Raw genomic sequence first — 23,711 nt, 5'->3', positions numbered from 1 at the left:
CTTGACCCTCCCGCAGGGCAGGGTTAATCGGCCGTTATGAGCACGCGGGCCTTCATTACCGGCGTATCCGGAACGGAACTGACCGCCGCAGAGCGGGAGTTTATCCGTGCGGAGCGCCCGTGGGGTTTCATCCTCTTCAAGCGCAACGTCGAGACTCCAGCTCAAGTTGCTGCATTAGTTGCGGAATTGCGGGCGGTGGCGGGCGCCGCCGACGCTCCTGTCCTGATCGACCAGGAGGGCGGACGGGTGCAGCGGCTGGGGCCGCCGCATTGGCCGGCCTATCCGCCGGGCGCCATTTTCGCGACCTTGTACGACACTGATTCGGCTCTCGGGCTGACCGCTGCGCGCCTCAGTGCGCGGCTGATCGCGGCCGATCTCGCTGATCTTGGCATCACGGTAGACTGCTTGCCGCTGGCCGACGTGCCGGTACCGGGCGCCGATGCCGTCATTGGCAACCGGGCCTATGGCACCTCACCTGACAAGGTCGCGGCGATTGCCCGCGCGGTCACCGAGGGTCTGGAGCAGGGCGGCGTGCTGCCGGTTCTCAAGCACATTCCCGGCCATGGACGTGCCACCGCCGATACCCATTTCAAGCTGCCGACGGTCGATACACCCAGGGACGAACTCGAACGGACCGACTTCGCGGCGTTCAAGCCGCTTGCGGACCTGCCGATGGCCATGACTGCACATGTTGTGTTTAGCGCCGTCGACGCCGCCCATCCGGCGACGACATCTGCGACAATGATTGCTCAGGTGATTCGCGGCGCAATCGGGTTCCAGGGTTTGTTAATGAGTGATGACGTGTCGATGAACGCGCTGGCGGGAAGCATTGCTGAACGGACCCGCGCCATCTTCGCGGCCGGTTGCGACATGGCCCTGCATTGCAACGGCAACATCGAGGAGATGCGCGAGGTCGCCGGCCAGACACCCGAACTGTCGGGCAGGGCGCTGGAGCGGGCCAACGCTGCGCTCGCCGCGCGCAAGCCGCCGCAGCCGTTCGACCGGGCGGCCGCACGCGCCGAACTGGACGCATTGATCGCACGGGCAAACACGGCATCCGCATGACCGCAGAAATCCTATCGTTCGAAACCGGGCGGCCCGCAGAACTCGCCGAGGGTGAGCCGGCGTTGGTGGTGGACGTCGAGGGCTATGAAGGCCCGCTCGACCTGCTGCTCGCACTCGCGCGCCAGCAAAAGGTCGACCTCGCCAAGATCTCGATCCTGGCGCTGGCCGACCAGTATCTTCACTTCATCGAAGCCGCGCGAAAGATCCGGCTTGAGCTTGCCGCCGACTACCTCGTGATGGCGGCGTGGCTCGCCTTCCTGAAGTCGCGCCTGCTGCTGCCGGAGCCGCCGACGGCGGAAGGTCCGAGCGCGGAAGAGATGGCCACCGCGCTCGCCAACCGGCTGCGCCGGCTCGAAGCCATTCGCGAAGCCGCCAACCGGCTGATGAACAGGCAGCAATTGCTGCGCGACATCTTCCCGCGCGGCGAGCCCGAGCAGATCGCCGAGATCAAGCATCCGAAATATACGGCAACGCTCTACGATCTGCTCACCGCCTATGCCTCGCAGCGCCAGTCGCGCGTGCTGGCGAGCGTGCATCTGGCCAAGCGTACGGTGTGGTCGTTGGCCGAGGCGCGCGCCACGCTGGAGCGGCTGGTCGGCAGCATCAGCGAACAGGACGACTGGGGCGTTCTCGACGACTTTTTGATCCGGCACGTCGCCGATCCGACGCAGCGCGCGACGGTGTTCGCCTCGAGCTTCGCCGCCGCGCTCGAGCTGGTGCGCGAAGGTCAGCTCGAACTGAACCAGAAAGAGGCGTTTGCGCCCATCTATTTCCGGAAGGGGCGTCCTAAACCGGTCCCGGACGCAGCTCCTGCGCCCGATGCGCCGGTCGGTTAAGTGCAAGAAGGAGGATCTGCCATGGCGAGCCTGGCTGAAGTGCGGGTAGAAGAGGCCGAGCCGATGGAGAACGAGTCCCAGGCACGTCCCGAGGAACTGCGGCTGCTGGAAGCGCTGCTGTTCGCCTCGAATGAACCGCTGGACACCGCGACGCTGGCCAAGCGCATGCCGGAGGGCGTGGACGTGAAGGCAGCGCTCGAGCAGCTGCAGGCCGATTATGCCTCTCGCGGCGTGAATCTCGTGCGGGTCGCCAACAAATGGACCTTCCGCACTGCCGGCGATCTCGCCTGGCTGATGACGCGGGAGAGCACCGAGACCCGCCGCCTGTCGCGCGCGGCGATCGAGGTGCTGGCAATCATTGCCTATCACCAGCCGGTGACGCGGGCCGAGATCGAGGAGATCCGCGGCGTCGTCACCTCGAAGGGCACGCTGGACGTGCTGCTGGAGACCGGCTGGATCAAGCCGCGCGGCCGTCGCAAGACGCCGGGCCGTCCGCTGACCTTCGGAACCACCGAGGACTTCCTGTCGCAGTTCACGCTGGAACAGCTCGGCGATCTGCCGGGCCTGGAGGAGCTGAAGGGCACGGGCCTGCTGGATTCGCGCCTGCCGACCGGTTTCAGCGTACCCACGCCGTCCGATGACCCGACGCTCCGCGAGGACGAGGACCCGCTGGAACCCGGTGAGGACCTCGATCTGGCGCTGGCGCCTGCGGTCGAGCCCGAGACGCCGCCGGAAGGCAGCATCGAGGCGAGTGGTGAGGGCGGCGGCGAGGAGTGACGCCCCGGCCTTCTACGGGCCCCCTGCGACCGGTTAACACTAGCCAGATTACGTAGCGCCAGCAGCGAATTGGCGCTGCCTTGGTCCTTGTTTTTGAGGCCTGCGAAGCCTACGTTTCGGTGAAGATCGGCCGGCTCCCCGGCCATACGCGTTTGGAGGATTGCAGGATGGGTTCACTTAGCATTTGGCACTGGATCCTGGTGATCGCAGTGGTCCTGCTGTTGTTCGGCCGCGGCAAGATTTCGGATCTGATGGGTGACGTGGCGCAAGGCATCAAGGCGTTCAAGAAGGGCATGCAGGACGACGACAAGGTCGCCGACAAGCCCGAGCCGGCCAAGTCCATCGAGCACAATGCCGCGCCGACCGCGGCCCGGTCCGACGTCGGCAGCAAGGCCGTCTGAGCCAAAGATTGGACGGACGCGGGCGGTCCCGATCCTGTGCGAGAGGATTGGGCCGGTTGCGGCTGGCCTGAACGGAAGACCTCATGTTCGACATCGGGTGGAGTGAACTGGTCCTCATCGGGGTCGTGGCCCTGGTCGCCATCGGCCCGAAAGAGCTGCCGGGCGTGCTGCGCACGGTCGGGCAGTGGATGGGCAAGGCCCGCAAGATGGCCGCCGAATTCCAGGGCCAGTTTCAGGAAGCGATGCGCGAGGCCGAGATGGCCGACCTCAAGAAGAGCTTTGACGAGGTCAAGGAAGCGGCTTCCGGCTTCACCGGCAACAACCTGATGACCTCGCTTCAGAAGGACGTCAGCGACGCGCTCCGCGTCGATGCGCTGGACAAGCCGGCCGAGACGTCCTCAACCCCTGCCGTTGAACCGCCGACGACGCCGACGACTCCCGAAGCGCCGACGCCCGCGACTTTTGTGGAAGCCGAGGCGCATGCGGCTGTGAACGAACCGCTCGCTATCACCCGTGAGGTCGAGCAGGCACAGGTTACCCAAACCTCGGTTACGCAAGACACCGTGCCATCCGAGGCGATCAAGGACGCCAAAGCGTCATGAGCGACGCCGATATCGAGGCCAGCAAAGCCCCATTGATGGACCACCTGATCGAGCTGCGTTCGCGGCTGATCAAGGCGCTGCTTGGATTCGGCGTGGCCTTTATCTTCTGCTTCTTCTTCGCCAAGCAGATCTACAATGTGCTGGTCTGGCCGTTCGTGTGGGTCGCTGGTCCCGAGAACTCCAAGTTCATCTACACCGCGCTGCTGGAATATTTCATCACCCAGCTCAAGCTCGCGCTGTTTGGCGCCGGCTTCATCTCGTTCCCGATCGTCGCGACCCAGATCTACAAGTTCGTGGCGCCGGGCCTCTACAAGCACGAGAAGCAGGCCTTCCTGCCGTATCTGGTCGCGACCCCGTTCTTCTTCGTGCTGGGCGCAGCGCTGGTCTATTTCGTCGTGTTGCCGATGCTGATCCGCTTCTCGCTCGGCATGCAGCAGCCCGGCAGCGACGAGACGGCGCAGATCCAGCTGCTGCCCAAGGTCGGCGAATATCTGTCGCTGATGATGTCGCTGATCTTCGCCTTCGGCATCGCCTTCCAGCTTCCGGTGATCCTGACGCTTCTCGGGCGGATCGGTATCATCACGTCGAAGATGCTGCGCGAGAAGCGTCGCTATTTCATCGTCATCGCCTTCGTCATCGCGGCCGTGCTGACGCCGCCCGACGTGCTCAGCCAGTGCTCGCTCGCGATTCCGTTGCTGGCGCTCTATGAGGGCTCGATCATCGCGGTGGCGATGGTGGAGAAGAAGGCATCGGCTTCGCAAACCTCCAGCACCAGCACCGACGTGTCGTCACCGGCCAATCCGGCAGAGTAGGGCGGCCAGACCCTCCTGTGTCATTCCCCGCGAAAGCGGAGAATCCAGCACGCCGCAGCCTATCCAGAAATCACTGACGTCTCTGGAATACTGGATCGCCCGCTTTCGCGGGCGATGACAGCCGTGCTAGGGAAACCAGCCATTTGCACAGATGCAAATCCAGGATTTGCAGGATTGCAACAAGCCCAGGACCACGGCCATGCACGACATCAAATCGATCCGCGACAATCCGCAAGCCTTCGACGCCGGCCTCGCCCGGCGGGGCCTGAAGCCGATGTCGGCCTTGCTGCTCACGATCGACGAGAGGCGGCGGACGGCGATCCTGGCCTCCGAGCAGGCGCAGGCGCGGCGCAACGCTGCCTCCAAGGAAATCGGCGACGCCAAGAAGGCCAAGGACGAGGCGCGCGCGGCCAAGCTGATGGCCGAGGTGGCTGAGCTGAAGACCACGATGCCGAAGCTCGAAGCCGCCGCGAAGGCCGCCGACGAAGAGCTGACGAAAGAGCTGTCCGCGATTCCTAATATTCCGTTCGACGAAGTGCCCGATGGCGTCGATGAGCACGGAAACGTGCAGCACCACGTCTTTGGCAGCAAGCGCAATTACGGCTTCGCGCCGAAACTGCATGACGATCTCGGCACCGCGCTCGGCTACATGGATTTCGAGGCGGCGGCAAAACTCTCCGGCGCGCGCTTCGTCGTGCTGAAGAAAGGGCTCGCTCGCCTCGAACGCGCGATCGGACAGTTCATGCTTGATCTTCACACGACCGAGCACGGCTACACCGAGATCAGCCCGCCGCTCCTGGTGCGCAACGAGGTGATGTTCGGCACCGGGCAGTTGCCGAAATTCGAGGACGATCAGTTCTGGGCGATCAAGGGCGAGCTACTGGCTGCGCCCGATCACGAGCGGCTGACGACAGAGCGCCTCGGCCTCATCCCGACGGCGGAAGTGTCGCTCACCAATCTCGCTCGCGAATCCATTCTCGACGAGAAGCAGTTGCCGATGCGTCTTACCGCGCTGACGCCGTGCTTCCGCGCCGAGGCGGGCGCTGCCGGGCGCGACACCCGCGGCATGATCCGCCAGCATCAGTTCACCAAGGTCGAGCTGGTCTCGATCACGACGCCGGAGACCAGCAAGGACGAGCTGGAGCGGATGCTGTCATGCGCAGAGCAGGTGCTGCAGAAGCTCGACCTGCATTATCGCGTGATGACGCTCTGTGCAGGGGACATGGGATTTTCGTCGCAGAAAACCTATGACATCGAGGTCTGGATGCCCGGGCAGGGCGACGGCGGCATGTTCCGCGAGATCTCGAGCTGCTCGGTCTGCGGCGACTTCCAGGCGCGACGCATGGATGCGCGCTCGCGCGGGCCGGACGGCAAGCCGCGCTTCGTCCACACGCTAAACGGCTCCGGCACCGCGGTTGGCCGCGCGCTGATCGCCGTGATGGAGACCTATCAGCAGGAGGACGGCTCGATCGCGGTCCCCGGCGTGCTCCAGACCTATATGGGCGGCCTGAAGGTGGTCGCGCGCGACTAGGGCGCTACTGCCCGTCTGCAACGCAGAACGTTTGGTTGCGAAGATTGGGCGGCTGGTTATCCTGACCGCCATCCGGCAACTCGAAGCGATCGTTCATGGCCTTGCACCGCGACATCTTCTGGGTCGGCAGACAATGGGCGGTGACGGGTGCCGGCATCCAGGCCGTCGACCAGCGCCTGCGCGGCGTGCTCGACATCGAGATCGCGCGACTCTGGGATGATGATCTCGTCCAGAGCCGACGGGCCAAGCCCGGTGTGAATGCCGCGGATTTCGACAAGGCGCTGACCGTGGCGCGCGCGCGTTTTCCTCAAGCGCCGGTGTCGGTCCCGATCGTTGCGCAATTGGAGGCGCTTGGCGTGATTGAGGCTCCTGTCATAAGTCCGGTCGTGCCGGCGTTGACGCTGCGTGCCGAAGGAAGGCTCGCGCGCTTCCTGCCGCAATGGCGTATCCGCCGCTGATGTGGCCTCGGGCTCGAATAGCCAGGCGTCAGCGCGGAAGTAGGCACCGGGATCGACCGTCTGGAGTGGGTGCTGCGGCGCGGCAACGAACATGCGCGCCGGCAGCCCGGAACCCTCGGCAGCGGCAGGTTTGCCTGATTGGCCATAGCCGGATAAGACGGCCCAGACCCGCTTCAGGAATCGATGTTTCGCATGCGCATTCTCTGCACCAATGACGACGGCATTCACGCTCCCGGCCTCAAGGTCGTGGAGGAGATCGCGCGCGCCCTGTCCGACGACGTCTGGATCGTCGCGCCCGAGCTCGACCAGTCCGGCGTATCGCATTCGCTGTCGCTGAATGATCCCCTGCGCCTGCGCGAAGTCGGCCCGCATCAATTCGCCGTACGCGGCACACCGACCGACTGCGTCATCATGGGCGCGCGCCATATCCTTGGCGCCAGGCCGCCGGATGTCGTGCTGTCCGGTGTCAACAGGGGCCGCAACGTCGCCGAGGATGTGGTCTATTCCGGCACCATCGCCGGCGCGCTCGAAGGCACTATCCTGGGGCTGCCGTCATTTGCGCTGTCGCAGGAATTCAGCGTCGAGACGCGCGAACAGCCGCCGTGGGACACTGCGCGCAAATTCGGGCCCGGCATCCTGCGCAAGGTGCTCGCCGCCGGCATCCCGAAGGACACCGTCATCAATGTCAACTTCCCGTCCTGCGCGCCGGAGGATGTGCTCGGCATTCGAGTGACGCGCCAGGGCAAGCGCAATCCCGGCTTCCTCAGGATCGACGAACGCAGGGACGGCCGCAACAATCCCTATTTCTGGATTGGTTTCGAGCGCGCTGCGATGATGGACACGCCCGCGGAGGGGACCGATCTGGCGGCGCTTCGCGAGCGCTACGTCTCGGTCACACCGCTGAGGCTCGACCGTACCAACGAAGCGTTTTCCGAGACGCTGAGTGCGACGCTGAAGTAAGTGACGGCCTGGAAATAGCGGTTAGAGTGTTTTCGAGCGAAGTGGATACCGGTTCGCGTAAAGAAAACGCGTCAAAACAAAAATCTAGAGCCCCGTTCCGATTCAATCGGAACGGAAATGGCTCTAGCCGCCGCGAAGTGCGGCTTCGATGGTCTTGCCGAGCGCGTCGAGCTGAAACGGTTTCTGAAGTGCCGGCCGGTCGCGGTACTGCTCGGGCAGGCCGGAGGAGCCGTAGCCGGTGGCGAAGATGAACGGGCGGCCTTTCGCCTTGATGAGATCGGCGACCGGCGAGATGATCTTGCCGTTGACGTTGACGTCGAGGATGGCGATGTCGAACTGGGTCGCCTGGGCGAGCCGCATGGCCTCGGTGATATCGCCGGCTTCGGCTGCGACCTTGTAGCCGAGTTCTTCGAGCATGTCCGCGACCATCATTCTGATCATCACCTCGTCCTCGACGAGGAATACAGAGCGGCCCGAAAGCCCTGTCGCGGTCATTGTCGTCGAGTCCTTGCCCATGCCCAAAAATCGTTCGCAGATAACACGAATCGACGCAATGCGCGTTTCGACGAACGGATGTGCGAAAATGGCCTTCGCGGCAGGCCCGTTGCAAGCCAATTTGTGGTCAAATACTCCAGCGGAAGCGTACCATGGGTTCCTGAGCAGGAACAAGATTCCCGCGCCCGGGGGCTTGGCGATGCAAGCATCGGGCTGGACCTGACGAGACGGCACAAGCAGAAATGACCTCCCATCAGCACCCGCCGGAAAAGATGATGTTTCAGCTCACGCTGAGGCGTCGGGGCATCAGCGATCAGGCGGTGCTGCGGACCATGGAGGAGGTGCCGCGCGAACTGTTCGTCGACGAGGCCGATCGCGACGCCGCCTATCGTGATAGCGCGCTGCCGATCGCCTGCGGGCAGACCATCAGCCAGCCCTTCGTCGTGGCCTATATGACCGAGCAGCTCCAGCTCCAGAAGCAGCACCGCGTGCTCGAGATCGGCACCGGCTCGGGCTACCAGGCCGCGGTACTGTCGCGGCTCGCAGGCCAGGTGCTGACGGTCGAGCGTTACCGCAAGCTGGCGGATGCCGCACGTGCCCGGCTCGAAAAGCTCGGCTGTCACAATGTCGAGGTGATGCTGGGCGACGGTCTCAACCTGCCTCCCAATATCGGCCCGTTCGATCGCATCATCGTTACCGCGGCGATGGAGCAGCTTCCGGAGAACCTTGTCGAGCGGCTCGAGGTCGGCGGCATCCTGATCGCCCCGGTCGGCCCGCATCAGGGTGTGCAGACGCTGATCCGGCTCAGCCGGACCGAAGCCGGGATCGGGCGCAGGGAACTCGTCGAGGTCCGCTTCGTGCCGGCGCTGCCCGGCGTGGCGCGGGAGCTGTAATCTCCGGATCAGCTGTGCCGCCAACATCTTATTGGGAGGGTTAAGCCGTTATTTACTCGGCGCGTGTTTACTTAAAAGACCAGTTCTGTTGCGTACGAGTGAGTAACCATGTCTGTTGTCGCCGAGTTGCTTTACTCGCGCCGCGTACCGCAGGTCGCGGTGCTGGCGCTGATCTCCTTCAGCTTCGCAGGGTGCAGCGCCGACATGTCGTCGCGGCTGTCCCAGTCGAACTTCTCCAATCCCTTCGCGGAATCGACCGGTTCGGTGCAGCAGGCGCCGCCGCCGCAACGTGAGCTGCCGCAATATGCGCGGCCGCAGACGCAGCCTGGCTACTATCAATCCCAGCCCTTGCCGCCGCCGACGGTTTCCGCCCCGCAATCATATCCCGTTGCGGCAGGTGGCGGGGTGTCCGGAGGCGGGCGTGGCATGGGGGCCTATGCGCCGCCGGCGCAGCCGCATCTTGATACCACGGCTACCGTGCCGCCACGCTCGGTTGCAGCGGCCCAGCCGGCCGGCGGCACCAAGATCATCGTGGGCACCAGCGACACGCTCGACGTGCTCGCCAAGCGCTATCATGTCGCCCCGCAGGCGATCCTCGCCGCCAACGGCTATAAGGGCCCGCGTGCGCTCTCGCCCGGCCAGCAGCTGATCATCCCGCATCCCGGCGCGACCGCTGCTGCGCCTGCGCCGGTGATGGCTCCCGTCGCGGCGGCTCCGGCGCTGGCACCGGCTGCCAAACCGGTTGCAGTCGTCGCTGCGCCGCCGAGCATTCACTTCGTCAATCATGGCGACACGCTGGCCAGCATCGCGCGCAAGAACCACATCTCGGCTGCCGAACTCGCCCGCGCGAACGGCCTCGCTCCGTCGGCCAAGCTCAAGCTCGGTACCAAGCTGACCGTGCCCGGCGCCAAGACCGCAGCGGCTGCGGCTCCGGTTGCTCCGGCTCCCGTCGCGGCCGCCCCGGTTGCGGGTACGCTGCAGCCCGTTGCTGCTGCTCCCGCGCCAGCCACCAAGATGGCCGCGGTCGCCGCGCCGGTGCAGAGCGCTCGCCTGGCTCAGGCCACGGCCAATGTCGAAGAGAAGCCCGCCGAGACGCCGGCGAAGGCTGCGGAGGCCACCGGCGCACTGCCGACCTTCCGCTGGCCGGTCCGCGGCAAGGTGGTTACGAGCTACGGCGCCAAGACCAATGGCAAATCCAATGACGGCATCAATCTTGCGGTGCCTGAGGGTACGCCGGTCAAGGCGGCTGAAGATGGCGTCGTCGCCTATTCCGGCAACGAGCTGAAAGGTTACGGCAATCTGGTCCTGGTTCGGCACTCCAACGGCTACGTCACCGCATATGCCCATGCGAGTGAGCTGTTGGTGAAGCGCGGCGATCCCATCAAGCGCGGTCAGGTCATTGCCAAGTCGGGTCAATCCGGAGAGGTGGCGTCGCCGCAGCTCCACTTCGAGATCCGCAAGGGATCGAGCCCGGTTGACCCGCTTCAATTCCTGAACGGGGCGTGAGGCGCACGCTTCCTGCGCAAGAACGATGGCGTCGCCCGGCCTGTGCGCAATTGCGCACTGGACCGGGCAGCCCAGTATTCAGAAGCGGTCGTTGTTGAGCCGACAAGCCGCGGCGTACTGGATTGCCCGCTTTCGCGGGGAATGACATTTGTGTGTGGAGCGAGACCTTCGGCTTACTTGGCCGTCAGCTTCACGCCGAGCCGGCCCGCAAGCTCCTGCACGAACTGCCAGGCGACGCGGCCCGAACGCGAACCGCGCGTGGTCGACCATTCCAGCGCCTCGCGCTCCAGCGCCTCGTCGTCGATCTTGATGCCGAAATGGCTGCAATAGCCGCGCACCATGGCGAGATATTCGTCCTGGCTGCAACGGTGGAAGCCGAGCCAGAGGCCGAAGCGATCCGATAACGAGACCTTCTCTTCGACCGCTTCGCCGGGATTGATTGCGGTCGAGCGCTCGTTCTCGATCATCTCGCGCGCGAGCAGATGGCGGCGGTTGGAGGTGGCGTAGAGGATGACGTTCTCGGGCCGGCCCTCGATGCCGCCTTCGAGCACGGCCTTGAGCGACTTGTACGAGGCATCGTTGCCGTCGAAGGAGAGGTCGTCGCAGAACACGATGAAGCGGAAGGACGAGGCGCGCAGCTGCTCCATGAGCGCCGGCAGGCTCTCGATGTCCTCGCGGTGGATCTCGATCAGCTTCAGCTTGTCGGCGGCCTTGCGGTCCGCGTTGATGCTGGCGTGCGCGGCCTTCACCAGCGACGACTTGCCCATGCCGCGCGCGCCCCAGAGCAGGGCGTTGTTGGCGGGCAGGCCGTTGGCGAAGCGCTCGGTGTTCTCCATCAGGATGTCGCGCATCCGGTCGACGCCCTTGAGGAGGAACAACTCGACACGGCTGACCCGCGGCACCGCCGCGAGGCGGCCGTCGGGGTGCCAGACATAGGCATCCGCACGTTCGAACGATTCGCGCTCGACGCCCGGATTGCTCTGGGCCGAGAGGTGCGCCGCAATGGTCTCAAGGGCGCGGACGATGCGCTCCTGGGAGAGGTCTGGGGCTGCGTTAAGGGCTGCCTTGGGGCGTTTTGCCGCGACGCGAGCGGGCTTCCTGGCAGCGGTACGGGGGCCTTTGCCGGCCGGGCTTTTGCTTGGTTTTTTGGGCATGTCCGAAGTTCCTGAGAATGCAGCCTTATCGGGCCTGCGGCCCCGCCGCAAGGTGGCCAAATCGACGGTCTGGCAGCGTTGCAATTGGGGCGGTGGCCGCTATAGTCCGCGCGAATTTGACCGAACCGGTCGCCTTTGAGGGCCTGACCGGCTTTCCCCCGTTCTCACGAGGATCGTCCGAATGTTGATTACCCCTGCGTATGCCCAGGCTGCGGGCGCCGGCGACACCAACAGCATGTTGATGTCGCTGCTGCCGTTCGCCCTGATCTTCGTGATCATGTACTTCCTGATTCTGCGCCCGCAGCAGAAGAAGGTGCGGGATCATGCCGACCTCGTGAAGAACATCCGCCGCGGCGACACCGTCGTGACGTCGGGCGGCCTCGTCGGCAAGGTCACCAAGGTCGTCGATGACGACCAGATCGAGTTCGAGATTTCCGATGGCGTGCGGGTGCGGCAGATGCGCCAGATGATCTCCGGCGTGCGTGCCAAGGGCGAGCCGGCCAAGGAAAGCTCCAAGGACGACGCTTCCGCGAGCTGATCGCTCGCGCAGGCATCTCAAGTCTCCTGATCTGACAGGTCCAGTCGATGTTGTATTTCACGCGGTGGAGGGCGCTGGGGATTATCCTGACGGCGCTGATCGTGTGCCTCTGCGCGGTCCCGAACTTCTTCCCCGAGGCGCAGGTCAAGACCTGGCCCGCCTGGGCGCAGCGTCGGCTCGTGCTTGGCCTCGACCTTCAGGGCGGCTCCTATCTGCTGCTCGAGGTCGACTCCAACTATGTGAAGAAGGAGAGGCTCGACCAGGTCCGCGACGACGTTCGCCGGACGCTGCGCGACGCCAAGATCGGCTTCACCGGCGGCGTCACCGTGCGCAACGACGCGGCCGAGGTCCGTATCACCAAGGAATCCGACGTGCAGCCCGCGCTCGCCAAGCTGCGCGAGCTGTCCCAGCCGCTGGGCGGATTGATGGGATCCAGCGGTCAGCGCGACCTTGAGGTGACCGATGGCGGTGGCGGGGTGATCCGCCTGAGCATCTCGCAGGCCGCGATGCTCGACCGCCTTCGCAAAACCATCGAGCAGTCGATCCAGATCGTCGAACGCCGCGTCAACGAGCTCGGCACCGTCGAGCCTGTCATCCAGCGCCAGGGCAACGACCGCATCCTGGTGCAGGTGCCGGGTCTTCAGGACCCGACCCGCCTCAAGGAATTGCTGGGCAAGACCGCGAAGATGGAATTCCGCATGGTCGACACGTCCGTGCCGCCGGATCAGGCGCAGCAGGGAAGGTTGCCGCCGGAATCCGAACTGTTGATGAGCGCGTCGCCGCCACCGGTTCCCTATGTCGTCAAGAAGCAGGTGCTGGTCGCCGGCGGCGATCTGACCGATGCCCAGGCGAGCTTCGACCAGCGCACGGGTGAGCCCGTCGTCAGCTTCAAGTTCAATACCTCGGGCGCGCGCAAATTCTCGCAGGCCACCCAGGAGAACGTGGGGCTGCCGTTTGCGATCGTTCTCGACAACAAGGTGATCTCGGCGCCCGTCATCCGCGAGCCGATCACCGGCGGGCAGGGCCAGATCTCCGGTAATTTCACCGTGCAATCGGCGAACGATCTCGCGATCCTCTTGCGCGCCGGCGCGCTGCCGGCGCCGCTGACCGTGGTTGAGGAGCGCACAGTCGGTCCGGGCCTCGGCCAGGACTCGATCGAGAAGGGCGAGCTCGCGGCTTACGTCGGCTCGATCCTCGTCATCGTGTTCATGCTGCTGACCTACCGGCTGTTCGGCGTGTTCGCCAACATCGCGGTGGCCATCAACGTCGCCATGATCTTCGGCCTGCTATCGCTGCTCAACGCCACGCTGACGCTGCCCGGCATCGCCGGCATCGTGCTCACCGTCGGCATCGCGGTCGATTCCAACGTGCTGATCTACGAGCGCATCCGCGAGGAGCTGCGCGGCGGCCGCAACGCGATCTCGGCGATCGACGCCGGTTTCAAGCGGGCGCTTGCGACCATTCTCGATTCCAACATCACCACCTTCATTGCCGCCGCGGTGCTGTTCTACATCGGCACCGGCCCGGTGCGCGGCTTTGCCGTGACGCTCGGTATAGGCATCATCACCACGGTGTTCACCGCCTTCACGCTGACCCGGCTGATCGTGGCCTGGTGGGTGCGGTGGAAGCGGCCGCAGAGCGTGCCGATCTAGGAGCCTGATCGTGACTCACTACGTTCTCATCGGGCTTGGCATCCTCATTGCCATTCTCACCGTGGTTGCGGCGCTCGGTCTGCTGCCGTCGCTGCGGATCGTTCCTGACAACACGCATTTCGACTTCACGCGCTTCCGCCGCATCAGTTTCCCGATTTCGGCCGCGCTGTCGATCGTCGCGATCACGTTGTTCTTCACCCACGGCCTGAATTTCGGCATCGACTTCCGCGGCGGCACGCTGCTCGAGGTGCAGGCGAAGTCCGGCCATGCCGACATAGCGGCGATGCGCACCACGCTCGACGCCTTGGGGCTTGGCGAGGTCCAGCTGCAGCAGTTCGGCGGCCCCGAGAACGTCCTGATTCGTGTCGCGGAGCAGCCGGGCGGCGACGCTGCCCAGCAGGCAGCCGTGCAGAAGGTCCGCACCGCGCTCGGCGATTCCGTCGAATACCGCCGCGTCGAAGTGGTCGGTCCGCGCGTCTCGGGCGAGCTGCTGGCCTACGGCATGCTCGGCCTGATGCTCGCGATCGTTTCGATCCTGGTCTATCTCTGGTTCCGCTTCGAGTGGCAGTTCGCGTTAGGCGCCATGATCGCCAACGTGCACGACATCGTGCTGACGATCGGCTTCATGTCGATCAGCCAGGTCGATTTCGACCTGACCAGCATCGCCGCGCTTCTGACCATTCTCGGCTACTCGCTCAACGACACCGTCGTCATCTACGACCGCATCCGTGAAATGCTGCGGCGCTACAAGAAGATGCCGATGCCGCAGCTTCTCAACGAGTCGATCAACTCGACGCTGTCGCGTTCGATCATCACCCACTTCACCGTGACGTTGGCGCTGCTGGCTCTGCTCCTGTTCGGCGGTCATGCCATCCACAGCTTCACCGCGGTGATGATGTTCGGCGTGGTGCTGGTCGGTACCTACACCTCGATCTTCATCGCGGCTCCGATCCTGATCTACCTCGGCGTCGGCGAGCATCGTGAAGATGCGCCCGATACGGCTACGCCGGCGAAGAAAAACAAGGCATGATCCGAACCCTATGCCCTCGCACGAGTTTGCGAGGGCAGTAAGCCTATTCGGACCAAGCTCATGGCCGGCGATCCCAACGCACCGCATTTCCCGCGCTCGGCGCCGATCGATGCCTATGGCAAGGGCGGCTTCGCTTTTGCCGGCATGTCGCATCGGGGATCGCTGCTCTGTCTGCCTGACGCAATCTGGGCGTGGGACGTGACAGATCCCACCGAGATCGACCGCTATTCGCTGGATCGGGTCTTCGCGGCCGCCAACAGCATCGACACGCTCCTGGTCGGCACCGGAACCGGCGTCTGGCTGCCGCCGCCGGAACTGCGCCAGGCGCTGAAGGCGGTGAGGGTGGTTCTGGACACGATGCAGACCGGCCCCGCCGTGCGCACCTACAACATCATGATCGGCGAACGGCGCCGCGTTGCGGCCGCGCTGATTGCCGTGCCATGAGCAGCGCCGCGCCGCCGCCCGATTCGGTTGCCTTCTGCGCCGATCTGGTGCGCAGCCATGACTTTCCGCGCTATGTCGCAACGCTATTCGCTCCCGCCGCCGAGCGCCGCGCGCTGCTGGCGCTCTATGCCTTCAATGTCGAGATCGTCCGCGTCCGCGACCAGGTGAGCCAGCCCTTGCCCGGGGAAATCCGCCTGCAATGGTGGACCGACATGCTGTCGGGCCATGTCCATGGCAGCGCCGAGGGCAATCCGGTCGCGGCGGAGCTCCTGCGTGCGATCGGCGATTTCGATCTGCCGGTCGAGCCGCTGTCGCTGCTCGCCGACGAGCATCAGTTCGATCTCTACAACGACCCGATGCCGACGCTGACGGCGCTGGAAGGCTATCTGGCCGCGACCTGTTCGGCGTTGTTCGCCCTCGCGGCGCGGATCATGGCGCCACCCTCGGAAGCAGCCGAGCATCTCGCGCGGCATGCCGGGCTGGCCCAGGGCATGGCGCAGATCATCGCGAACCTGCCGCGCGATGCCGCGCACCGGCAGCTGTTCGTGCCGCAGCAACTGCTGACGAGCCATGGCTGCGGCATGGAGGACGTGTTCGCCGGCAAGGAGACGCCCAATCTGCATGCGGTGCTGGAACAGCTCACAGGCGAAGCCGAGCAGCATTTGACCACGGCCTTGTCGCTGCTGGCGGAGGTGCCGGCATCAGTGCGTCCAGCGTTCCTGCCGCTGAGCCAGGTGCGGGCCGACATCAAGCGCCTGTCGCGGCCGGGACGCAATCCGTTCACGCCGCAGCCATCGTCGCGGCTGCGCACGCTGTGGACGCTGTGGCGGGCTTCACGATCGCGGGAATTTACCAAATAGAGGTTGGCTTATCGCCTCGACCTGCCAAATGCTCTATGCTGTCCCATGGCTGAGTTGTCCCAAAGCACGTCGTCCGATCTGAGTGGCTTTCCGGTCGCGCCGGCCGACATTCATGCTGCCGCCGAGACCGTCCGGGGCGCCGTCGTCGAGACGCCCTGCAGCTACAGTCGTACGCTGAGCAATATCTGCGGCTGCGACATCTGGCTGAAGTTCGAGAACCTCCAGTTCACCTCCTCGTTCAAGGAGCGCGGCGCGCTCAACCGGCTCACCGCGCTCACAGAGAAGGAACGCGCGCGCGGCGTCATCGCGATGTCGGCGGGAAACCACGCGCAGGGCGTCGCCTATCACGCCAAGCGGCTCGGCATTCCCGCGACCATCGTGATGCCGGTCGGCACGCCGATGGTGAAGGTCGAGAACACGAAGCACCACGGTGCCGAGGTGGTGGTCACCGGCGCGACGCTGGAGGAGGCGGCCGCGTTTGCACGAAGCCACGGCGAAGCCCGCGGCATGATCTTTGTCCATCCTTATGACGATCCGCTTGTGATCGCGGGGCAGGGCACTATCGGGCTGGAAATGCTCAAATCTGTGCCGGAGCTCGACACCCTGGTCGTCCCGATCGGTGGCGGCGGACTGATCAGCGGCATTGCCATTGCCGCTAAGTCGCTCAAGCCGTCGCTGCGGATATTGGGCGTCGAGGCCTGGCTCTATCCCTCGATGTACAACGCCATCCACGACAGCAATCTGCCGGCGCGCGGCGATACGCTGGCCGAAGGCATCGCGGTCAAATCACCAGGCAAGATCACCACCGAGATCGTCCGCCGTCTCGTCGACGACATCGCGCTCGTGAACGAAGCCGAGCTCGAGCGCGCGGTTGCGACCCTGATCTCGATCGAGAAGACTGTCGTCGAGGGCGCCGGCGCCGCCGGCCTTGCCGCGCTGATGTCCGATCCGTCCCGCTTCGCGGGCCAGAAGGTTGGCCTGGTGCTAAGCGGCGGCAATATCGATACAAGGCTGATTGCCTCGGTGCTCACCCGCGAGCTGGCGCGCGAGGGGCGGCTGACCCAGCTGTCGCTCGATATCCCGGACCGGCCGGGCCAGCTCGCTGCCGTGGCCGCGCTTCTGGCTGAAGCCGGCGCCAACATCATCGAAGTCTCGCATCAGCGCACCTTCTCCGACCTGCCGGCCAAGGCGACGCTGCTGCAGCTCGTCATCGAGACCCGCGACAGCGCGCATCTCGAGGAGGTCATGGCCAGGCTCGGGGCATCCGGATTGAGCGCGCGCTGCACGTGAGCGGACGCGCACCACGTTAGCGCTGCGCTAGGCTTGCGAGGTGGTCGATCAGCCGGTCGATCTCGGCTTCCGTATTGTAGTAATGTGGGGATGCACGCACGACCGGCGGCAGCGAGCGGAGTTCGGCATCGATGCGGGTGCTCGACGGATGTGACACGCCGATCGCAATACCGGCGGCAGCGGCACTGCTGACAATACCGTCCGCCTCATATCCCTTCATTGTGAAGCTAACGATGGCGCCCGGCGTGCGGCCGAGGTCGCGAATGGTAATGCTGCGAATGGAAGCGAGGCCATTGCGGAGGCGGTCCGCAAGCATGTGGCCACGCTGCTCGATAGGGGCAAGGCCGATCTCAAGAGCATAGTCGACAGAAGCGCCCAGCCCCAGCCGGGCCGCGTAGTTGTTCTCCCAGGTCTCGAAGCGGCGGGCGTCGTCGCGGAGTCGATATTCATCTCGCGAGACCCAGGGGGCCGCGAAGTGGTCGATCATGGGCGGCTCGAGTTGTTGCAGCAACGCCCGGCGGACGTAGAGAAAGCCGGTGCCGCGCGGGCCGCGCAGGAACTTGCGGCCGGTCGCAGACAGCATGTCACAGCCGATGGCTTCGACGTCGACCGCTATCTGGCCGACCGCCTGGCACGCATCGAGCAGATAGGGAATGCCCCGTGCTCGTGCGATCTTGCCGACGGCTGCCGCGGGATTGACGAGGCCGCCGTTGGTCGGAACCCAGGTGATCGCGATCAGCTTCACGCGCGCATCGATCATGCGCTCGAGCGCGTGGACATCGAGCTCGCCGCTGGTATCGCTGGGCACCACGTCGATGATCACGCCCGTACGCTTGGCGACCTGAAGAAAGGCGACATAGTTTGCGGCGTATTCCGCCTCGGCCGTCAGGATCCGATCGCCCTTGCGAAACGGAAGCGCGTAGAAGGCCATCTGCCAGGCAACGGTCGCATTCTCCATGAGGGCGATCTCGTCAGTTGCGGCATTCAACAGACGGGCGACGGAGCCGTAGACCGCTTCAAGCCGATCGGCCTCGCGGTCGGCGGCAGCATAACCGCCGATCTCGCTCTCCAGATCGATATGCCGCTTCATCGCCGCGACAACGGGCGCCGGCATGAGCGCCGCGCCCGCGTTGTGGAGATAGGCGAGCCGCCGTGCGGCCGGCGTGTCGGCACGTATGCGGTCGATGTCGATCACGTGAGATCCTCTGCCATCGGGTTCCCTGAGGTAGCCACAATGACGCACGCGAGCAAGATCAGGCAAACTGGAGCATGCCGATCCGGGTGCCTATGCTGATAGAGAGCGCGATTTGGCCCGGAACCGAAAGGACCCGCAATGGCGAAGAACACGATTTGCCTCTGGTACAACAAGGACGCCGAGGCGGCTGCCCGTTTCTATGCCGAGACGTTCCCCGACAGCGCAGTGAGCGCCGTCCACCGCGCGCCCAGCGACTACCCATCAGGCAAGGCCGGCGACGTGCTCACCGTCGAATTCACGGTTGCTGGCGTTGCCTGTCTCGGCCTCAACGGTGGTCCCGTGTTCAGCCACAACGAGTCCTTCTCATTCCAGATCGCCACCGACGACCAGGAGGAGACCGACCGCTATTGGAACGCCATTGTTGGCAATGGCGGGCAGGAGAGCGCCTGCGGCTGGTGCAAGGACAGATGGGGTATTTCCTGGCAGATCACGCCGCGCGTGCTGACCGAGGCGCTGGCGGCCGGCGGCACGGAAGCCAAGCGCGCATTCGAGGCGATGATGGGGATGACGAAGATCGACATTGCCGCGATCGAGGCGGCGCGTCGTGGCTGATATCGTCTCGCCCTAGAGCCATTTCCGTTCCGATGGAATCGGAACGGGGCTCTAGATTATTGTTTTGACGCGTTTTCTTTACGCGAACCGGTATCCACTTCGCTCGAAAACGCTCTAGATGCAGAGGCTGAGCAGCTTGATGTGGCAGCCGCTGGATTTGGGCTTGCTTGCAGGCGCGGTCTCGCGCTTCACGGCAACCAGCGGCTCCTTGTCTTTCTTGCCCTTGCCCTTCGGTTCGTAATCGCCAGCGATCACCATGGCCCAATAGGTGCGCTTGCCGCTGGTGTTTTTGGCGCTCGCGATTCCGACGCGGGATGCGTTGTGCAGCAGCAGGTTCCTGCGGTGCCCGGAGGAGTCGATCCACTGGCCGAGCGTCTTCTCGAAATTGTCGTAACCGTAGGCGATGTTCTCGGCGGCGCGGCCCGCGCCGGCCGGTGCGACGCGCCGGTTGAACGGGCCGAGGGCGTCGTGACTGAGATCGTCCTTTGCTGCCATCGCGCGCGCCTGGTCCATGGCAATGCGGTCGAGGGTGGCATCGCGCACGACGCGGACCTCGCCATGCTTGAGGCGGAAGCTGGAGATCAACTCGGCCGGGGATTCGGCCGCTGCAGGCGCAACCGTGAGCAGCAGAAGGCCGGCGATCATGCCGCCAACCGCACGTTGCATCATGGTCCCCCGAGTGCCCATAACCCCGCCAAGCCCGAACTATCCGACTGCTTCTCTATCGCCAATGTGGACGCTTCAAGGCACGGGCCGCGCTAGCTCGTCGGCAGGTCCGCCTCGAAATTGAAGCGGTCGCGCAGGTTCTTGCGCTGCTCCAGGATGTCCTTGAGGAAGGCGCGATCCTGGTCGTTTTTCATCATGGGCTCGATCAGGTCGAGTTGGTTCATGGCGACCAGTTGCAGGATCTCGGTGCGCGGCTTGCCGGTGGTGTCGCGCGGCAGCGCATGCACGACCTGGATGTGCTCCGGCGGCTTCGGACCCTTGGCAGCCGAAAGCTCGTCGCGGAGCTGGCCTTCAAGCGCGGCCTGATCGGCTTCGACGAAGGCATAGAGCCCGACGCCGGAGCGGCGGTCGGCGAAGGCGACGATGGCGGTGTCGCGCACGGCCGGGTTCCTGCGGATCAGCTCGGCCAGCACCGGCGCGTCGTTGACCAGCCTGCGGCCGCCGCCCTCGCGGTCGGTGAAGTTGAACACGCCGCGCGTGATCGCCCGGTAGACCTTCTTGCCGGTGGCGAGCCACAGGCTCGCCGCGAATGATTTCTTCGCCAGGATCTTGCGCTCGCGCGGCGTCAGCGCATCGGGCGCATAGGAACGCTTGTGCTTGAGCAGATGCCGGAGGTCTTCGTAGGCAAGAATGCGATAGAGGCGGCCGCGGCGGGCAAAGCAGGCAGCGAGCTGGAAGTCGGTCACGTAGGCGCGCCCATCGCGGCCCACCAGCCAGTTCTGCTCTTTGGCGAGATCGTTGTGGCAGATGCCGGCGCGACGTAGCCGGCGCAGTGCCGCCTTGGCCGAGCGGAAATAGGCGAGGTCGCCATGCGGCTTGGCCAGATGCAGTGCAACGCCGTCCACGAAGCCGCGAACCAACGCGCGACGGCCGGCCCAAAGCAGCTCGGGGCCGACGTTAAGACCTTTGGCGAGCGCCAGCGCATGCTTTTCGCGGGCGAACAGATGGCGCGCCAGGAGGAAGGACCACCACGGCACCTCGTCGAGCCGGCGCAGGACCGCGTCGACCTCGCCGTTGTCGCTGCGGAAGCGGCCGCGCTCGACGGTCGAGAACACGTCGCGCTTGAGCAGCACGCCCTCGGTCCAGCGCGCCGAGAGCTCTGCGGCGTCGTCTTTGGGGAGGCTCATCGAAAACTCACGCCGCAGCGGCTATGTGCAGGTGATCCGCGATCCAGCGATCGAGATCGGCGAGCGCCCGTGCACTCATCGCCTGCTTCTTGGCCACCGTCTTCTCGTTGCCGCGCAAGCGCGTGCCATCGGGCTTCTTCGTCGGAACGGTCGCGAGCGGCGGGAACAGGCCGAAATTGATGTTCATCGGCTGGAACGAGCGCGTGCCCGGCTCGATGGTCTCGATATGGCCGCCGGTAATGTGGCCGAGCAGCGATCCGAGCGCGGTCGTGCCGGGTGGGCTCTCCAGCGTTTGGCCGCGTGCATCTGCGGCCGCATAGACGCCTGCGATCAGGCCGACGCTGGCCGACTCCACATAACCCTCGCAGCCCGTCATCTGACCGGCAAAGCGCAGCCGCGGCTGTGCGCGCAGGCGCAACTGGCCGTCGAGCAGCTTCGGCGAGTTGAGGAAGGTGTTGCGATGCAGACCGCCGAGGCGGGCGAACTCGGCCTTTTCCAGCCCGGGAATGCTGCGGAAGATGCGCTGCTGCTCGCCGTATTTCAGCTTCGTCTGGAAGCCGACGATGTTGTAGAGCGTGCCGAGCTTGTTGTCCTGGCGCAGCTGCACGATCGCGTAGGCTTTCGTCGCCGGATCGTGCGGATTGGTGAGGCCGACCGGCTTCATCGGGCCGTGGCGCAGCGTCTCGGGGCCGCGCTCCGCCATGACCTCGATCGGCAGGCAGCCGTCGAAATAGGGCGTGTTGGTCTCCCATTCCTTGAACTCGGTCTTCTCGCCGGCGATCAGCGCGGCGACGAATCCGTCATACTGCTCCTTGGTCATGGGGCAGTTGATGTAGTCGGCGCCGTTGCCGCCGGGACCGACCTTGTCGTAGCGCGACTGGAACCAGGCTACCGACATGTCGATGGACTCGCGGTGCACGATCGGCGCGATCGCGTCGAAGAAGGCGAGCGCGCTCTCGTCAGTGAGTGCACGGATGGCGTCGGCGAGCGGTGCGGAGGTGAGGGGGCCCGTCGCAACGATGACGTTGCTCCAGTCGGCCGGCGGCAGGCCTGCGATCTCGCCACGGGCGATCTCAATGAGGGGATGCTCGTTGAGCGCCTTGGTCACAGCCGCGGAAAAGCCCTCGCGGTCGACGCGAGCGCGCCGCCGGCGGGCACCTGGTTGGCGTCGGCCGCGCGCATGATCAGCGAGTCGAGGCGGCGCATCTCCGCGTGCAAGAGGCCGACAGCGTTGTTGGCGGCGTCGTCCGAGCGGAACGAATTGGAGCAGACGAGCTCGGCGAGCCCGTCGGTGCGGTGCGCCTCCGTCATGCGGGTCGGCCGCATCTCGTGCAGCACCACGGGCACGCCGGCTTTGGCCACCTGCCAGGCGGCTTCTGAACCGGCAAGGCCGGCGCCGATGACGTGCACGGTATTGGATAGGGGTCCTGTCATGGGGCGGACAGGTAGCGCTTTTCGGCGGTCAGTGGAATCGCCGAGATCGAGTTTTCTGCCATCAGAAACGACAACGCCCGCACGAGGCGGGCGCTATCGATTCGTCCGGTTAAGGGCTGAAGGAAATCAGCCCTGATACTGACCGGCGGCAACGCGCGGGATGTCCGAGCGATCGAGGCCGATGTCGGCCAGCTCGCGATCGCTGAGCTGGGACAGCTCGGCAACATTGCGCTGATAGTCCCGGAAAGCCTGGATCATGCGGATGAACGAGAGCAGCATTGGTAGTCTCCTGTAGTTCGATTCAGCCCTTGCCCGGGCCTCATCGTTGAAATGAATATAGATGAGCGTGGTGCACTGCGAAAGTTCCGATGTTGCGGTGCAGCTAAGCAAAGAACGCATAGCGGCGGTAACGAACGATTAACCGGAGGGCAGTCTCGCCCAAAGGGTAGGCGGAACACGGAATGAAATGCTATAAATCTCCGTAGATTCACAGGGTTACAACATTTTGCCGAGTTCCGAGCATTGCGGAAATAAGTTTCGTTCCCGCTCCCTGCAAGGCGATCTGTCAGCCTCTGCGCCCAAGTCTCGTATGCGCGAATCGCATGAGAGTGGAACTATAAAAATGAATTTATATTCGTTTTTTGGTCGAGCCAGACTGTGGACTGGCAGCAGGGGTACCCGGACGATTCGCCCCCCCCCGCGGACGGCGAGATCCGTCCGGCGAAGCGCTGCAAGGCCGGACGAAGCACCTGGCGTCATCAGGAGGTGCCTGCCGCCTCGCTGGTGCAACGCACACACGCCAAGCGTGTGGCATTGATTACGAGGATGTAATGAAAATCGGAAATTCCGCATGCGGCTCTGCGCAGCGCGCAACATCACGCAATTCTCGCGGGGAATTTATTGCGGCAAGTTGCCGCGTCCGGAGGAAAGTCATGTCGCAGATTCCGCAATGTCGCGGGCTGTCCAAAGAACAAGAGAAGGAAAGTAACGTCATGACGAAGTTACTCGGGGTTATCGCAATTGCTGCCGTCGCGTTCGCCGTCGCGCCGGCCCAGGCCGCCAAGCACGCCATGGGCGGCTGCAGCTCGGCGAATCTGGAGCACACGGAGACCGCGATCGAGGCCATGCCCGACGGCGACAGCAAGAATGTCGCGCAGAAGGAGATCGCGGCCGCGCAGGACTCGCTGCTCAACGGCAAAATGGGTGCGTGCGGGATGCACCTGAACAAGGCGATACACGCCACCACGGGTAAGTAAACGCACCAAGAGAGGGCCGGTCGCTCGGCGATCGGCCCTACGCGTTTGTTTGGATGA

General features: G+C 64.7%; 25 protein-coding genes and 1 pseudogene. 19 read left to right on the top strand and 7 right to left on the bottom strand.

The features are described 5' to 3' along the window. Positions 1-36 precede the first annotated feature (36 nt). The 9 genes from nagZ to surE all read left to right on the top strand — a co-directional run bounded on the left by nagZ (position 37) and on the right by surE (position 7,442). Positions 37-1,065 (top strand): beta-N-acetylhexosaminidase, encoded by a 1,029-nt coding sequence (gene nagZ, locus AC630_RS22650; RefSeq protein ID WP_074120662.1) that lies wholly within the window; start codon positions 37-39, stop codon positions 1,063-1,065. Then, a complete protein-coding gene (locus AC630_RS22645; protein WP_074120661.1) occupies positions 1,062-1,901 on the top strand; it encodes a segregation and condensation protein A in 840 nt (279 codons plus the stop codon). Before nagZ ends, AC630_RS22645 begins: the two co-directional genes overlap by 4 nt. Before the next feature lie 21 nt (positions 1,902-1,922). Continuing rightward, positions 1,923-2,678 carry an SMC-Scp complex subunit ScpB gene (gene scpB / locus AC630_RS22640; protein ID WP_074120660.1) on the top strand — a complete coding sequence of 252 codons (756 nt, stop codon included), beginning with the start codon at positions 1,923-1,925 and terminating at the stop codon, positions 2,676-2,678. Positions 2,679-2,845: 167 nt separating this feature from the next. Beyond that, complete coding sequence (locus AC630_RS22635; protein ID WP_074120659.1) at positions 2,846-3,079, top strand: twin-arginine translocase TatA/TatE family subunit; 234 nt, start codon at positions 2,846-2,848, stop codon at positions 3,077-3,079. A gap of 83 nt (positions 3,080-3,162) precedes the next feature. Then, entirely contained in the window at positions 3,163-3,681 is a 519-nt protein-coding gene (gene tatB, locus AC630_RS22630) for a Sec-independent protein translocase protein TatB (RefSeq protein WP_074120658.1), read from the top strand. Next, positions 3,678-4,493 (top strand): twin-arginine translocase subunit TatC, encoded by an 816-nt coding sequence (gene tatC / locus AC630_RS22625; protein WP_074120657.1) that lies wholly within the window; start codon positions 3,678-3,680, stop codon positions 4,491-4,493. The genes tatB and tatC overlap by 4 nt, the downstream gene beginning before the upstream one ends. A 199-nt stretch (positions 4,494-4,692) precedes the next feature. Beyond that, positions 4,693-6,024: a serine--tRNA ligase gene (serS, locus tag AC630_RS22620; protein ID WP_074120676.1), complete on the top strand. Its 1,332-nt coding sequence runs from the start codon at positions 4,693-4,695 to the stop codon at positions 6,022-6,024. A gap of 95 nt (positions 6,025-6,119) precedes the next feature. After that, complete coding sequence (locus tag AC630_RS22615; protein WP_074120656.1) at positions 6,120-6,482, top strand: hypothetical protein; 363 nt, start codon at positions 6,120-6,122, stop codon at positions 6,480-6,482. A 192-nt stretch (positions 6,483-6,674) separates the two neighbouring features. Beyond that, entirely contained in the window at positions 6,675-7,442 is a 768-nt protein-coding gene (gene surE / locus AC630_RS22610) for a 5'/3'-nucleotidase SurE (RefSeq protein ID WP_074120655.1), read from the top strand. Positions 7,443-7,565: 123 nt separating this feature from the next. On the opposite strand, the gene AC630_RS22605 is transcribed toward surE, so the two are convergent. Then, complete coding sequence (locus AC630_RS22605; protein ID WP_074120675.1) at positions 7,566-7,937, bottom strand: response regulator; 372 nt, start codon at positions 7,935-7,937, stop codon at positions 7,566-7,568. Positions 7,938-8,179: 242 nt separating this feature from the next. On the opposite strand from AC630_RS22605, the gene AC630_RS22600 reads away from it, so the two are divergent. Both AC630_RS22600 and AC630_RS22595 read left to right on the top strand, forming a co-directional pair. After that, the gene (locus tag AC630_RS22600; RefSeq protein ID WP_143198229.1) at positions 8,180-8,830 is read left to right on the top strand and encodes a protein-L-isoaspartate(D-aspartate) O-methyltransferase; all 651 of its coding nucleotides are present in this window, start codon (positions 8,180-8,182) and stop codon (positions 8,828-8,830) included. A 108-nt stretch (positions 8,831-8,938) separates the two neighbouring features. After that, positions 8,939-10,336, top strand: a complete 1,398-nt coding sequence (locus tag AC630_RS22595) for a LysM peptidoglycan-binding domain-containing M23 family metallopeptidase (RefSeq protein WP_074120654.1) — start codon at positions 8,939-8,941, stop codon at positions 10,334-10,336. A 173-nt stretch (positions 10,337-10,509) separates the two neighbouring features. Here AC630_RS22595 and AC630_RS22590 read toward each other — a convergent pair whose 3' ends face one another. Continuing rightward, complete coding sequence (locus AC630_RS22590) at positions 10,510-11,490, bottom strand: ATP-binding protein (protein WP_074120653.1); 981 nt, start codon at positions 11,488-11,490, stop codon at positions 10,510-10,512. 181 nt (positions 11,491-11,671) lie between these two features. Here AC630_RS22590 and yajC point away from each other — a divergent pair, with 181 nt between their 5' ends. Genes yajC through AC630_RS22560 form a run of 6 tightly spaced genes read left to right on the top strand, consistent with a single transcriptional unit; the run spans position 11,672 to position 17,304 of the window. After that, on the top strand, positions 11,672-12,028 hold the full coding sequence (gene yajC, locus AC630_RS22585; RefSeq protein WP_074120652.1) for a preprotein translocase subunit YajC: 357 nt from the start codon (positions 11,672-11,674) through the stop codon (positions 12,026-12,028). A 47-nt stretch (positions 12,029-12,075) separates the two neighbouring features. Continuing rightward, positions 12,076-13,680: a protein translocase subunit SecD gene (gene secD, locus AC630_RS22580; protein ID WP_074120651.1), complete on the top strand. Its 1,605-nt coding sequence runs from the start codon at positions 12,076-12,078 to the stop codon at positions 13,678-13,680. Between the two features lie 10 nt (positions 13,681-13,690). Further along, positions 13,691-14,710: a protein translocase subunit SecF gene (secF, locus tag AC630_RS22575; protein WP_074120650.1), complete on the top strand. Its 1,020-nt coding sequence runs from the start codon at positions 13,691-13,693 to the stop codon at positions 14,708-14,710. A gap of 60 nt (positions 14,711-14,770) precedes the next feature. Continuing rightward, positions 14,771-15,154 (top strand): Mth938-like domain-containing protein, encoded by a 384-nt coding sequence (locus AC630_RS22570; protein ID WP_074120649.1) that lies wholly within the window; start codon positions 14,771-14,773, stop codon positions 15,152-15,154. Then, complete coding sequence (locus tag AC630_RS22565; protein WP_074120648.1) at positions 15,151-16,014, top strand: phytoene/squalene synthase family protein; 864 nt, start codon at positions 15,151-15,153, stop codon at positions 16,012-16,014. The genes AC630_RS22570 and AC630_RS22565 overlap by 4 nt, the downstream gene beginning before the upstream one ends. Before the next feature lie 45 nt (positions 16,015-16,059). After that, a complete protein-coding gene (locus AC630_RS22560) occupies positions 16,060-17,304 on the top strand; it encodes a threonine ammonia-lyase (RefSeq protein ID WP_074120647.1) in 1,245 nt (414 codons plus the stop codon). A 16-nt stretch (positions 17,305-17,320) separates the two neighbouring features. Here the strand turns inward: AC630_RS22560 and AC630_RS22555 are convergent, their stop codons facing one another. Further along, entirely contained in the window at positions 17,321-18,499 is a 1,179-nt protein-coding gene (locus tag AC630_RS22555; protein WP_074120646.1) for an aminotransferase class V-fold PLP-dependent enzyme, read from the bottom strand. Positions 18,500-18,637: 138 nt separating this feature from the next. Here AC630_RS22555 and AC630_RS22550 point away from each other — a divergent pair, with 138 nt between their 5' ends. Next, positions 18,638-19,111: a VOC family protein gene (locus AC630_RS22550; protein WP_074120645.1), complete on the top strand. Its 474-nt coding sequence runs from the start codon at positions 18,638-18,640 to the stop codon at positions 19,109-19,111. Between the two features lie 114 nt (positions 19,112-19,225). Here the strand turns inward: AC630_RS22550 and AC630_RS22545 are convergent, their stop codons facing one another. The 4 genes and pseudogenes from AC630_RS22545 to AC630_RS22530 all read right to left on the bottom strand — a co-directional run bounded on the left by AC630_RS22545 (position 19,226) and on the right by AC630_RS22530 (position 22,677). Beyond that, positions 19,226-19,777, bottom strand: a complete 552-nt coding sequence (locus AC630_RS22545) for a CAP domain-containing protein (protein WP_074120673.1) — start codon at positions 19,775-19,777, stop codon at positions 19,226-19,228. Between the two features lie 92 nt (positions 19,778-19,869). Further along, positions 19,870-20,964 (bottom strand): serine/threonine protein kinase, encoded by a 1,095-nt coding sequence (locus tag AC630_RS22540; RefSeq protein ID WP_074120644.1) that lies wholly within the window; start codon positions 20,962-20,964, stop codon positions 19,870-19,872. Between the two features lie 7 nt (positions 20,965-20,971). Then, positions 20,972-22,333 (bottom strand): annotated as a pseudogene (gene trmFO / locus AC630_RS22535) (methylenetetrahydrofolate--tRNA-(uracil(54)-C(5))-methyltransferase (FADH(2)-oxidizing) TrmFO); the annotation flags it as partial. Between the two features lie 191 nt (positions 22,334-22,524). Then, positions 22,525-22,677, bottom strand: a complete 153-nt coding sequence (locus AC630_RS22530) for a DUF1127 domain-containing protein (RefSeq protein WP_074120643.1) — start codon at positions 22,675-22,677, stop codon at positions 22,525-22,527. Positions 22,678-23,330: 653 nt separating this feature from the next. Between AC630_RS22530 and AC630_RS22525 the strand changes: the two genes are divergently transcribed. Continuing rightward, positions 23,331-23,654 carry a hypothetical protein gene (locus AC630_RS22525; protein ID WP_074120642.1) on the top strand — a complete coding sequence of 108 codons (324 nt, stop codon included), beginning with the start codon at positions 23,331-23,333 and terminating at the stop codon, positions 23,652-23,654. The last annotated feature ends 57 nt before the right edge of the window (positions 23,655-23,711 follow it).

It is taken from the genome of Bradyrhizobium sp. AS23.2, from assembly GCF_001908185.1.
Taxonomy (GTDB): domain Bacteria; phylum Pseudomonadota; class Alphaproteobacteria; order Rhizobiales; family Xanthobacteraceae; genus Bradyrhizobium.
Note: the sequence above shows the minus strand (reverse complement) of the source record. Positions and strands in the feature narration are given on the sequence as shown.